At 39.5% G+C, this 13,720-nt stretch carries 9 protein-coding genes; 5 read left to right on the forward strand and 4 right to left on the reverse strand.

The window, feature by feature from the left end:
* Window positions 1-26: 26 nt before the first annotated feature.
* The 5 genes from IV512_RS07385 to IV512_RS07405 all read left to right on the forward strand — a co-directional run bounded on the left by IV512_RS07385 (window position 27) and on the right by IV512_RS07405 (window position 10,696).
* The gene (locus tag IV512_RS07385) at window positions 27-965 is read left to right on the forward strand and encodes a type IX secretion system membrane protein PorP/SprF (RefSeq protein WP_371743273.1); all 939 of its coding nucleotides are present in this window, start codon (window positions 27-29) and stop codon (window positions 963-965) included.
* Between the two features lies 1 nt (window position 966).
* Window positions 967-3,108 carry an OmpA family protein gene (locus IV512_RS07390; protein WP_209402031.1) on the forward strand — a complete coding sequence of 714 codons (2,142 nt, stop codon included), beginning with the start codon at window positions 967-969 and terminating at the stop codon, window positions 3,106-3,108.
* 103 nt (window positions 3,109-3,211) lie between these two features.
* Entirely contained in the window at window positions 3,212-3,529 is a 318-nt protein-coding gene (locus tag IV512_RS07395) for a cupin domain-containing protein (RefSeq protein ID WP_209402033.1), read from the forward strand.
* 25 nt (window positions 3,530-3,554) lie between these two features.
* Window positions 3,555-4,340, forward strand: coding sequence for an SDR family oxidoreductase (locus IV512_RS07400; RefSeq protein WP_209402035.1), 786 nt, complete (start codon window positions 3,555-3,557; stop codon window positions 4,338-4,340).
* 308 nt (window positions 4,341-4,648) lie between these two features.
* A complete protein-coding gene (locus IV512_RS07405; protein WP_209402037.1) occupies window positions 4,649-10,696 on the forward strand; it encodes an alpha-2-macroglobulin in 6,048 nt (2,015 codons plus the stop codon).
* 28 nt (window positions 10,697-10,724) lie between these two features.
* Here IV512_RS07405 and IV512_RS07410 read toward each other — a convergent pair whose 3' ends face one another.
* The 4 genes from IV512_RS07410 to IV512_RS07425 form a co-directional block, all read right to left on the reverse strand.
* Window positions 10,725-11,087, reverse strand: coding sequence for a hypothetical protein (locus tag IV512_RS07410; RefSeq protein ID WP_209402039.1), 363 nt, complete (start codon window positions 11,085-11,087; stop codon window positions 10,725-10,727).
* A gap of 237 nt (window positions 11,088-11,324) precedes the next feature.
* Window positions 11,325-11,855: a DUF4136 domain-containing protein gene (locus IV512_RS07415; protein ID WP_209402041.1), complete on the reverse strand. Its 531-nt coding sequence runs from the start codon at window positions 11,853-11,855 to the stop codon at window positions 11,325-11,327.
* A 23-nt stretch (window positions 11,856-11,878) separates the two neighbouring features.
* Window positions 11,879-12,895 (reverse strand): GTPase ObgE, encoded by a 1,017-nt coding sequence (gene obgE, locus IV512_RS07420; protein ID WP_209402043.1) that lies wholly within the window; start codon window positions 12,893-12,895, stop codon window positions 11,879-11,881.
* A gap of 113 nt (window positions 12,896-13,008) precedes the next feature.
* Window positions 13,009-13,719, reverse strand: a complete 711-nt coding sequence (locus IV512_RS07425; RefSeq protein ID WP_209402045.1) for an SIMPL domain-containing protein — start codon at window positions 13,717-13,719, stop codon at window positions 13,009-13,011.
* Window position 13,720: the final 1 nt, after the last annotated feature.

The raw sequence follows: 13,720 nt of genomic DNA on the forward strand, positions 1-13,720 counted from the left end.
CACCAACTAACGTATAAAACGAAAAAGTGAAGCATCTCTACATCATCATATGGATACTGTTATTCGGGCAGTCAATGCTGTTAGCGCAACAAGACCCGCAGTATACGCAGTACATGTACAACATGAGCGTAATCAACCCCGCCTATACTACTAACGACGTTGGTAGGCTGAATTTTGGCGCACTCTATCGCTCTCAATGGAAAAATACGGTCGGCGCCCCAGAAACCTTAACGTTCTACGCCCATGCCCCTATGAGCCCGTCCATTGAAATGGGGCTATCACTTGTTTCTGATAAAATAGGTGATGGAGCATTGAAAGAAAATAACATCTATGCTGATTTCGCTTATATCTTGAAGTTAGATGAAAAAAGCAATATTTCTCTGGGACTCAAAGGAGGATTCACCACGTTTGAAACCAATTTCAACGGTTTCGTGCTACCAGAATTTCAAGATGACGAGGCTTTCAACGAAAATCTGAACAACACTTTTCCAAATATTGGTGTGGGCGCATTTTACCATCGAAACCATTTTTACGCCGGCATATCGGCCCCAAACCTACTCACCTCTAAGCATTTAGAGAACAGAGACGGTATCAATCGAATTGGTTCTGAGAAAATACATTTTTTTCTAACCACAGGCTATGTGTACGAGCTCAATCAAGACATTAAACTAAAGCCCTCACTTCTAGCAAAAATAGTAGAAGGGGCACCCTTGACCGTCGACCTTTCTATGAACGCTCTTTTCTATAACCGAATCGAGGGTGGACTTTCTTATCGTCTCGAAGATTCGGTTAGCGCAATGTTCAATATTGCTGTTTTACCAGCACTAAGAATAGGGTATGCGTATGATTACACCCTATCAAACTTGAGCGACTACAGTGCCGGTTCACATGAAATATTCGTGCTCTTCGACCTTGACCTACTTGGTTTGGGTAAAGGCTATGATAAATCCCCAAGATTTTATTAATATGAAAAAACTATTGTTCATACTATTCGCTTTGGGGTCAATTGCTTCGATAAAAGCACAAGACGACCTAGAACGTGCAGACTTATATTTTAGTAGGGCCTATTATAGCGATGCTATTCCGTTATACGAAGAATTGCTGCCCAGAAACAAGAGCTCAAAGCTTCTTAAAAATTTAGCTGATAGTTATTACCACACCTTTAACATGAAAGCAGCTGCTCGATGGTATGCATACTTAGTCTCGAACTACGGTGAAAACATTGACGAGAACTTTTATTTTAAGCTCAATCAATCTTTAAAGGCTATCGGTGAATATGAAAAGGCAGACCAGGTTTTAATCGATTATTATACCGATCAAGACCTTTCCGACAGAACCGAGCAAGTTAAAGCAGGCAGTACTTACCTTGAAAATATAAAAGCTATCGGCGAGCGGTTCGATATTGAAAATTTAGCACTAAATACAAGTACCTCAGAATTTGGTGCAGCTATCGTCGATTCCGTATTAGTCTACAGTGCTTCAAAAAAAGAAGCTAAGGCGTTAGGTAAATTGTACCGTTGGAACAATCAAAACTATCTTGATTTTTATACCCATCCGAAAGAAAAACTTCAAGCAGGTGACTCGTTGAGTACGTCGTTTTCAAAAAACATCAATACCAACTTGCACGAAGGTACTTTTGCCATCACTAAAGACCGAAGCACCATTTATTTCACCAGAAATAGTAAAAAGAAAACTGACGATAAAATCAGCAATCTTAAACTTTATAAAGCAGAATGGATAGATAAAGAGTGGCAAAACATTACGGAATTACCCTTTAATGGTCACAACTTTTCTACTGAGCACCCCGTATTGAGCCCTGATGAAACAAAACTCTATTTTGCCTCGGACAGAGCAGGTGGCTATGGAGGATTCGACCTCTACTACGTTTCCATTCAAAAAGATGGATTTTTCAGCAGCCCGGTAAACTTAGGCGCTAAAATCAATACCGACAAAAAAGAACAGTTTCCATTTATTGATGGAGACGGTAATCTTTATTTCTCATCGAACGGGCATCCTGGGTTTGGGCTACTAGATATCTTTATTTCTAGAAATGATAAAGGAGATTTCTCAAAACCTGATAACCTCGGCTTACCGATGAACAGTGGATATGATGATTTTTCGGTCTCAATGGAAAAAAATGGCAAAGCAGGTTTCTTCGCCTCGAATCGCCCTGGAGGAAAAGGTAGTGATGATATTTATTCTTTCACGGAAACTAGACCCCTGATCATTGAAGATTGCCTACAATATATTGCCGGTACGATAACCGACAAGACGACTAGAAAGCCACTTATAGGCGCGAGCGTTGAAATGGTACAACTTGAAGGAGCAACTATAGAAAAGCTCTTCACAGGTCAAGATGGTTCATTCAAATTTAGGGTAGATTGTAATTCTTCATACCGAGTTACGGCACAAAAAGAGGGATATGAAAATGGTCTAAAAACTGTTATAACCGATGGTGTTCGTAAGGCAACCAAAAATGCTTCCCTAGAGCTTCTATCCCAAAAAGTGATAGAAGAACAGAAAGCCCTAGCGCTACAAAAAGAGCGTAAAGCGGCTGAAGAAAAAGCCATCGCCTTAGCCCAGCGTAAAAAAGCACAAGAAGTAAAGGCAGAGCAAGAGCGTATCAAAAAAGAAAAGGAAAGCATTAAAAAGCAGGCTCTAGCCCAAGAACAAAAGAAGAAAAAGCGCCAAAAAGAGATTGAAGAAGTAATTGCTAAAGAAGATGCAATTATTAAAAAAGAGAACCGTACAATAGTTGAAATAGGTGAAATTCATTTTGATTACAGTCTATGGTACGTACGCAGAGAAGCTAGACAACGTCTAGATAAGTTAGTCGAAATCATGAAGAACAACCCCGGTATGGTCATCGAAATCGGCACACATACCGATATTAGGGGCAATAGCGCCTACAACAAAGAGCTATCTCAAAAAAGAGCTGATGCGGCCAAAGAATATTTGGTTAAAAACGGTATTAATAAGAGTAATGTAATTGCCAAAGGGTATGGCGAATCGCAGCCTATTGTGAAATGTGAAACAGTTGACAGCTGTTCTGAAGAAGATCATGAGTGGAACCGTCGTTGTGAGCTTGTGGTCGTAAAGTGGGAATAGTAAGTAGCATAGTGGTTTTTTCAAGGCCCTGAAGGTTTAAAACCTTCAGGGCTTTTTCTTTTGTAATCTATTCACTTATCTTAGTTCTACAAAATAAATTGAAATGCATTTGAACCTCTCTACCATACCTTCTAAAGAACTGATTCCCGGCTATCACGCGAAAATGGTTCATGGCGACAAAATGTCAATTGCCTATTGGACGGTCAAAAAAGGTGCTGAAGTGCCCGAGCATTCGCACATGCACGAACAGGTCATGCAAGTTTTAGAGGGCAGTTTTGAATTTACTTTAGATGGAGAGACGAAAACCTATCTACCAAACGATATTGTAGTAATTCCCAGTTATTCAGTACATAGCGGAAAAGCTTTGACCGATTGTAGATTGATGGATATATTTAGTCCTGTGCGCGAAGAGTACTTATAGCATTAATACCTAATTCGACGTCGATATGAATATTTCTTTAGAGAATAAAAAAGCCTTAGTCGGCGGAAGTAGTGGTGGAATCGGAAAAGCGATAGCACAACAGCTCGCAGAAAGCGGGGCTAGCGTAACCTTGATGTCACGCAATGATAATAAACTTCGCCAAATCGTTTCCGATTTACCGACCGAGCAAGGTCAAGAGCATCAATATTTAGTAGTTGATTTTTCTGATTTTGAAGGATATAAGTCTCTCATCTCTAAATTCTTCGAAAGCAATTCCGTAGACATTCTCGTAAATAATACGCAGGGGCCATCAGCAGGAAATGCGCTGGAAAAGCAAACAGCCGATTATCAAGAAGCCTTCGAGTTGCTCTTTAAAACAGTGGTCTTCACCACTGAACTTGCGCTTAAGAACATGAGAGAAAACAGGTGGGGAAGAATCATAAACGTAGCCTCGGTCTCGGTAAAAGAACCGTTATCTTATCTAGCGCTATCGAACACGATACGCGCGGCGGTAGTCACTTGGGCCAAATCTTTATCTACAGATGTAGGTCAAGACAAAATTACCGTGAACAGCGTACTCACGGGTTATTTTGATACCGAACGTATTGAACAATTGAATACCAAAAAGGCGGAACAACTGGGAATTGAAAAAAGCGAAGTAAGAGCTGATATGGAGTCAAAAGTGCCGGTAAAGAGAATCGGAGATCCCAAAGAATATGGATACCTAGTTGCTTTTCTAGCCTCAGATAATGCCGCATATATTACCGGGACACAAATACCGATAGATGGTGGACTATTAAAAAGTCTGTAAGCCTAAGACGCTAGAATCAGTAGGGCGATAAGAAGAAACAGCAGTACAAAAGTTGACTTTAATGAAGAAGACCAAGTGCTTAAAAAGTGATTGTCCATTTTACGGGGGTTAAAATTCTATTCAAAAGTAAGTGCTTACCAAGGGTGTCAAGTGTTTAAAAAACTCTATTCTTGACTCTTTCGACCTTCGATACAATTTCGCCTGCCGTACTCCAAACTAGATATTCCCTAACCAAATCGCCACGTTTACTCATTTTATATTTTGATTGGCATCGATTTTGAGCAGTTTTATCCCGTAATTTTATTCTTATGAAGCAACTATCACTGATATTAACCCTATTTCTTTTCTCACAGATGGCCATAGCACAAAACAACAGTTCTTACGAAACTCTCTGGAAGAATGTGCAAAAGCTAGAAAGTCAAGCCTTAACGCAATCTGCACTCGAGGCGGTAAAAGTCATTTCTGAAAAGGCCATTAAAGAGGATAATTCAAATCAAATAGTCAAAACCTTACTCTACCGTTCGAAGTATGCAATGGTACTTGAAGAAGAGTCTCAACTTGGTATAATAAATAGTTTTAAAAGTGAAATAGAAAAGGTACCATCTCCTACAAAAAATATACTTGAAAGTTATTTAGCAAACCTTTACTGGCAATATTTTCAGCAAAACCGCTACCGCTTTTATAACCGAACGGAGACCCAGAACAAGGTAGACTCCACCGATTTCAGAACGTGGGACCTATCTACTCTGTTCAAAGAAATCGATACGCAGTTCAATGCTTCCCTTTTAAATAAAGAAGCGCTTCAAGGTTTAGATATTATGGAATTTGATTACATCTTAAATAATCAGAATAACTCAGAAGATTATCGCCCCACCCTATTTGACCTGTTGGCCCATACAGCACTTGATTTCTACAAGAGTAGTGAAAACAACGTAACCCGACCAGCGGACAAGTTTGAAATAGACCGTCAACAAATACTTTGCGAAGCCTATGAATTTACGCAAATAGACTTACTAAGTAAAGATGAGACTTCATTGCAGCTCAAGGCCCTAGAGACCTATCAAGAACTTTTGCAATTCCATTTTCCCGACCCTGAGCTAAAAGCATTGGTTTATGTCGACCTTGAAAGATTACGTTTTATTCATCAACATGCGGTATTCGAAAATAAAAACGACATATATCTTGAAGTACTCAAGAACTCTGCAGAAAACCTAAAACAGCATGAATTATCGGGTCAATATCTGCATGAAATTGCCCAGCAGTACCACAATCAGGGAAATACATATGCTCAGACTCAGAACGAAAACTCTCGATGGAAACAGCAAGAAGCCCTTGCTATTTGTGACGAGGTAATTTCTAAATTTCCTGAAAGTAGTGCAGCCGAGAAATGCAAGGCACTAAAATCAAGAATCCTGGCAAAAAGCGTGCAAATCGTCACGGAAAAATTTATCCCAATAGATAAACCTGCCCGTCTATTGGTAAAATATAAAAACATTGAAGGTCTACAACTCGCCGCCTACAAAATCTCCCGAACAGAAATTAAAGAACTGAACAAGCTCTATGAAGAAAAAAAGCAATTAGCTTTCATTAAAAAGCTTGAGGTTCAAAAGAGGTGGCAAGCCAATCTGAAAAATGAAGATGACCATCAACAACATGGCATGGAAGTTCTCTTTCCGCCTATGCCAAACGGACAGTATTTAATTTTAGTTAACCCTAAAGATGATACTTCATCATTCGCCTTTAGTCCGGTACAAGTCACCGACTTGGCTTTAATAGAAACCAAAATCAACAACTCTAGTTCTAGGTTTCAAGTTATAAATAGAAATAATGGCGAACCCATCAAAAAAGCAAAATTAGAGGTCTCCTACCTTGAAAACTATAACAAACCTCGTAAAAAGGAAAATTTCGTTTCCGATGATATGGGTGCCATACATATAAATCTGTCCGATGAAAATTGGAGCAATGTCTCCATAACTGTATCACACAATTCTGAAAAGGCTATTTTTGGCGAATACTATATTAATAAGCAGCAAGAACCTTCTGAAAACCTCAAAAGTTACTCTTGTTTTTTATTCTCCGATCGAAGTATTTACCGCCCTGGGCAGCCTCTTTATTTTAAGGGTATTGCGATTGAGAATAGAAAAAAAGGCGCTTCGATTCTTAGCGAAGCCATTGTTACTGTAGATTTAATCGATGTTAACGGACAAACGGTAAGCAGCAGTAAATTTAAAACCAATGAATACGGATCTTTCTCTGGAGAATTCATTATTCCAAATTCTGGGCTGACCGGAAACTTTTCATTGGAGGCGCACAGTGACGACATTTTATTGAACGGCTATGCTTCTATTTCTGTCGAAGAATATAAAAGACCGAAATTCGAAACAGCATTCGAACCCGTTACCGAGACTTACAAAGTTAACGATACCGTCATGATAAAAGGAAAAGCGAATGCCTTTGCCGGTAGCAAAATAACCGATGCTAAAGTAACATACAGGGTCAAGCGTTCTGTTTATTTTCCAAGATGGTACTATTGGTCGCGCCCTTACTCTAACATATCTCCCCAAGAAATTGCTTACGGAGAAACGTTAACGGATAGTAATGGTGAATATGAGATTAAATTTGAGGCCATACCTGATAATAGTCTTTCAAAGGAAAACCTGCCTACATTTCAATATGTAGTTTCAGCGGATGTCACCGACATTAATGGAGAAACCAGAAGCACCTCGACAATAGTAACGGTAGGTTATCACACTTTAAATGCCACAATACAGATACCAGAGTACCTAGACAAAGAAAATGACGATCATCAATTAACTGTATCGACCCAGAACCTTAATGGCCAGTCTGTACCTGCTCAAGGCACTATTAAAATCTATAAGTTGGTCGCACCCGATTATGTGCTTCGCCCAAGACCGTGGTCGGCCCCGGATTACAACAACTGGAAGAAAGAGGAATTTAAAACTCTTTTTCCTCACGATGCCTTTACGAATGAGCATAACACCAAGAATTGGGAAAAAGGAAAGATGGTGTGGGAAACTCAATTCCATACAGACCAATCAGAAAAGATTGAGCTCGAAAACCTTAAAAAATGGTCCTCGGGCAAATACCTCATTGAACTAGAGACCAAAGATAAATTCGGCCAAGTAGTAAAAGATGTTACCCAAACTACTGTAGTAAGTAAAAGAGATAAAAAATTGGCCGACAATCAATTATTTGATATCAAAACCGATAAGGAAACCTATACCATCGGAGATAAAGTCGATGTAACACTATCATCAAATGCCCAAGATTTGAACATCTCTGTATTCATTGAAAAACATGGCGTAATCGTTGACTCCTATTTGATTTCATTAAGTGATAATTCAAAGTCTTTCTCGGTTCCGGTAAACGAAGATGATTTGGGCGGCTTTGCTATCAATTACAGTTTTTCCGCATTTAATTCATTTGAATCGGGTTCACTCCAGATATCGGTACCATATCCTTCTACGGACCTCGAAATTGAGACCAACACCTTTCGGGACAAAATTCACCCAGGCATCGATGAAACCTGGTCGTTTAAAATAAAAGGACCAGAAGGAGAAAAAGTTTCAGCTGAATTATTGGCCAGTATGTACGATACTTCGTTAGACGCCTTTCGCCCTAATTCATGGAACTTTAACCCTTTAGGCAGGTCTACCTATTATTCCCGAAACTATAGTAACGCAAACACAAGCTATGGCACCAGCAATTTTAGAGCGTACGTAAAAAATGACCTCTATAGTTTCACACAGCAACGGTATGATTCATTCCAATGGTTTGGGTTCTATCTCGGCCAAAATATCAGTCGTTTCCGCACCGGCAACGCTATGAAAAAGTCGGCACCCATGGCTTCGGCAGTAATGGAAATCGAGTCATCAGATGCCAGTTTGGATGAAGTTGTAACCGGTGGCTATGAGGAACAAAATGGAGAAAATGAAGTTAACACTGCACCTCAACAACAACTAGGGCAAGAAACCAAGTTTGAAGATGTACCTATTCGTAAAAATCTTCAAGAAACGGCTTTTTTCTTACCCCAACTCAACACCGACAGCGAAGGTAATGTTTCGTTCAGTTTCAGCAGTCCCGAAGCAATGACCGAATGGAAACTACAGCTTTTGGCACATACCAAAAACCTAGAGAGCAAGATAACGAGTCTTCGTACGGTTACTCAGAAAGAATTGATGGTAATACCTAACACGCCCAGGTTTTTGCGAGAAGGTGATGAAATTACAATTAGCAGTAAAATTGCAAATCTGACGAATGAAAATCTTTCCGGCAATGCTAGGATCGAGCTTGTTGATGCAGTATCTAACAAAGAAATTACTTCTAAATTAATAAATCTTTCATCCGAAGAACAGATACAATCTTTTAAGTTCGATTCTTTAGGCAACACCCAAGTTGTATGGAGATTGAAAATACCTAAAGGCTTACAGGCGGTTCAATATAAAATTATTGCCAAAGCGGGTGATTTTAGTGATGGCGAACAGAATTTATTACCGGTTCTGACCAATCGTATGCTTGTTACCGAAACCCTACCTATGTGGGTCAAGGGCAATGAGACTAAAAAGTTTGTGCTTCAAAAATTAAGAAATAACACATCGACGAGTTTACAACATCACAAACTAAGTTTAGAGATTACATCTAACCCGGCCTGGTACGCCGTACAGGCACTACCCTATTTGATGGAATACCCCTTCGAATGCAACGAACAGATATTTGCACGCTACTATGCCAACAGCTTGGCGACTTATATCGCCAATTCAAATAAAAGAATACAAGAGGTTTTCAATCAGTGGGCCAGTTCAGAAACGCTCATTAGCAATTTGGAAAAGAACGAAGAACTAAAGTCATTATTGATTCAAGAAACCCCCTGGTTGAGAGACGCACAGTCGGAAACAGAACAAAAAAAACGCATAGGACTGTTGTTCAATCTCAATAAAATGAAAAATGAGCAGGCCGCTTCATTGAATAAATTAAAGAATAACCAAAAAACATCAGGAGCCTGGGCCTGGTTTAGTGGAGGGCCCGATAACCGAACTATAACTCAGCATATAGTTACAGGAATCGGCCATCTTAAAAAACTGAATGTATTATCTGAAATTGAAGAAATAAAATCGATGCTCGAAATGTCTATAGGTTATTCAGATTCAGCGTTTGTTGAAGAATATCAACAGATGAAAAAACACGCCAAAAATTTAAATGATGATCATTTAAGCCAAACGCAAATTCACTATCTATACATGCGCAGCTTTTTTGACGAAATTCCGCTCTCGGAAAAAGTGCTTGAGATTAAGAATTATTATCAGAAACAGGCTAAAAAATACTGGACTAAAAAAAATCTTTCTGCCAAGGGAATGCTAGCCCTGACTCTATATAGAAACAATGATTCAGATACTGCCCAAAAAATTCTGAGAAGTCTGAAAGAAAATAGTATCACCTCTGATGAATTAGGCATGTACTGGAAGGAAAACACGACTTCATGGCATTGGTACCAAGCACCAATTGAGACTCAAGCCTTGATGATTGAAGCCTTTGAAGAAGTTCAGAATGATATTGAAATCGCAGACCAACTGAAAATATGGCTGCTAAAAAATAAACAGACCAATCAATGGAGCACCACGAAAGCTACCACCGAAGCCGTCTATGCCCTACTCTTACAAGGTTCAGATTGGCTTTCGGTAAACGATGCCGTAAATGTATCTATTGGAGGCCAAAAAATTTCACCTGAAAAATTAGAAGCGGTTCAAGTTGAAGCAGGTACTGGCTACTTTAAAACTTCTTGGAGCGGTTCAGAAATAGCTTCAGATATGGCAGAAGTACAAATGAGTAAAACTACCGATGGAATCGCTTGGGGGGCTCTATATTGGCAGTATTTTGAAGATTTAGACAAAATAACTTCCGCCGAAACGCCCTTAAAATTAAGAAAAGACATATTCTTAAAAAGGAATACCGAGACCGGTGAAAAACTATTTAAAATAGATACCCAAACCGAATTAAAAGTAGGAGACCTTGTCAGGGTACGAATTGAATTAAGAGCTGATCGTGATATGGAGTTTGTTCAAATGAAAGATATGCGGGCAGCAGGCTCCGAACCCATAAATGTAATTTCCGCCTATAAATGGCAAGATGGTCTAGGGTATTATGAAAGTACCAAAGATGCGAGCACCAATTTCTTTTTCGATTATCTACCTAAAGGGGTATTTGTATTTGAATATGACGTTCGGGTCAATAACTCAGGTAACTTCAGTAACGGAATCACCACGATACAAAGTATGTATGCTCCTGAATTCTCTAGTCATTCAGAAGGTACTCGGGTGTCTGTAAAAAATATGGATTAGTTGCTATTTTAACATTCCGATTCTCAACTTATGATATCGATGGGCCTACGAACAATTGATACACAAAAGCTCCAAAGAGATAACCGCATCCAATACCAACGATGATAATGAGAATAAGAATATGATTGGCCTTGTTCTGCTCGACATTAATAAGTGCTACGGGCACTTCATCTTTATGAATCTCATAGGTATTCATACTACCTACTTTTGACTGGTGACGTCTTACAATACGAAACTTATTCTTATTTAATATAAAAACATGCTGCACCCCGTTCATTGACTTTTTCTCCGATATTTTAGCACCGTTCACTAGCACTTTTTCCTTTCCGAGAAAAGTCTTGACTATCTCAATCTTATGGTTTTCAACATAGTAAAGGGCAAGCCTAGGCATTTCAAAATTCTATTTAGAGCGCATGGTCGGGAACGATAAAATAAGGATATATAAAGGTTTCAAACCTTAACCGGTCTGCCGGGGTCTTCTTAAATATACCATTCAATTATGAATCGCTTTATTAAAAAGAATACCTAAAAATATAGAATTTGATGTGTTGTAAATGTGAAAAATATCAACAGCTGAAGTATTCTCACTCCAACTGTCGTTTAATATTGAATCATTATAAGATTTAACTTACTTGATTTGTTTTCTAGGAGGGTATTTGGAAAAGACCTTGGCTGTTATTTCCTTAATTCGAGCTTCCCTTTTTTCGGGAGTCAGATTTTCTTTGAATGAACTTTCACTGACCGCATTCCAGAACAGTTCGTCCTTTTTACTATCGACCAGATCAAAACGAATCTCTCGTTGTTGATCGGGTTGCCCTACCGGTATTCCTATAGAAAGTCCCCCACCGATAGAACGGCCTGTTCCACCAACTCCCACACCAACGGTATTGCTTTGGGCCTGTCTAAAAAAACGGGTCTTAATATTGATATAGAAATCAGGGTCTTCGGAAAAACGAATTCCCTTCACTTGAAGTTCTGCATCGATTGCATCGAACAACCTATTTTCATCTAACTGGCTCAGGCCCGTCTCCATATCAGGATAATAGTTGTACGTACTATAATTCGAAAAATCGGTCTCTTTATCATAGTCGTAATACACCTGAACGGTTTTGCAAGATGATATCAGGGCAACGAGTAATAAAAGAATCAATTTTCGCATATCATGTATTTTGCATCAACTAACTACTCGACCACTTTTTCATTGTTCAACATAGCCCAAAGTCTGTCTTTAAGCTCGGTTATGTTTTGCTGGGCAACTGAGGATATGAATAGATAGGGAACATTCCCTAATTCCTTATCAAGCTCTACCCTTATCTCGGCCTTTAATTCATCATCTAACATGTCACTTTTAGAGATGGCTATAAGACGTTCTTTATCCAATAATTCAGGATTATACCTTCGTAGTTCATCTAAAAGTATATGATACTCTTTTCCGATGTCTTTACTATCTGCAGGTATCAAAAATAACAAGGTCGCATTTCGCTCAATGTGCCTTAGAAAATAATGACCTAATCCCTTACCCTCGGCAGCGCCTTCAATAATACCGGGTATATCGGCCATCACAAAACTTTGATAATCTCGATGCTCAACTATACCCAAATTGGGTTTAAGCGTCGTAAATTCATAATCGGCAATTTTAGGTTTAGCGGAAGTAATTACCGAAAGCAATGTAGATTTTCCGGCATTAGGAAAACCCACAAGCCCCACATCTGCCAAGACTTTCAATTCAAATATAACATCGATTTCTTGGCCTGGTATACCTGGCTGGGCATATCTTGGGGTCTGGTTGGTACTGCTCTTAAAGTGCCAATTGCCACGACCGCCCATACCACCTTCGACAAGAATTTTTTCTTCACCATGTTCGGTGATTTCAAAAAGAACCTCTTGCGTTTCTGCATGTTTCACCACAGTGCCTAGCGGTACATCTAAATATACATCGTCACCATCGGCGCCAGTACTTCGTTGCTTACTGCCGTGCCCACCATGACCGGCCCTAAAATGTTTTTTGAATTTAAAGTTTACGAGTGTCCATAAATTTTCATTCCCGCGCATAATAACATGACCACCTCGACCGCCATCACCCCCATCTGGCCCACCTTTAGTTATGTATTTTTCGCGATGTAAATGCACCGAACCCTTACCACCATTACCTGATTGGGCATAAATCTTCACATAATCTACAAAATTGCCTTCGGTCATCTTACTGTTTAAAAATTAGGATTCTACGAGCTACAAAAGTACGCAATTCGTTTGACCCTTTTTAAAAAGGGACGTTTAGGTATCTAAGAATATTATGCGGAGTTTCTTAAAGACTAATCTTTCAACTGAAAGTCTATGGTATTGACCACTCTTACTATTTTAATTTGGGGCGTGTTCTGATCTCGGTCACTTATGGAGAAAAGCCCTTGTCTGGCAACCCGTATCTCGCCCACACTTGCCTGCGAATCACGGGCGAATTTTTCCGCTACCTCACGTGCATTCTTAGTGGCCTCTTCGACCATTTCGGGCTTGATATCGTTCAAACCGGTAAAAATATACTCAATGGGCCTCCAAGTGTTTTTAGAACCTAACAATACTCCATCAGAAATAAGTTCGGTCGATTCGGCCAACGCTTTTTGCAATCGAGAAATATCTGAAGTACGCACCGTAATCTCAGAATTGGCCAAATACCGATATTGACTCTGCTGAGCATTGTTATTATAAATATTGGCCCTGGCATCGGTAACGTTTATAGTACCGCGGGTAAGTTCATCGTCGGTAAAACCTTGCTCCTTAAAAAAACGTGAAACTTGTAGGTTCTGCTCTTCGATATCTTTTCGCAAGGTTACCAAATCATTTCCCGTCAACGATATGGTCATAGGCCAAACGGCCAAATCGGCATTCACCTCACGTTCTGAAAGCCCCTTTACCTGAACGTAGCGGTCGTATTGCTTGCCTATACGGTGCATGTTACCCACAAAGTAACCTGCAATGATAATTGCAATCGCTATGACTACAGTTTTAAGCCAGTCCAGATTTTTCATT

It is taken from the genome of Pseudozobellia sp. WGM2 (assembly GCF_017810075.1).
GTDB lineage: Bacteria > Bacteroidota > Bacteroidia > Flavobacteriales > Flavobacteriaceae > JADNYK01.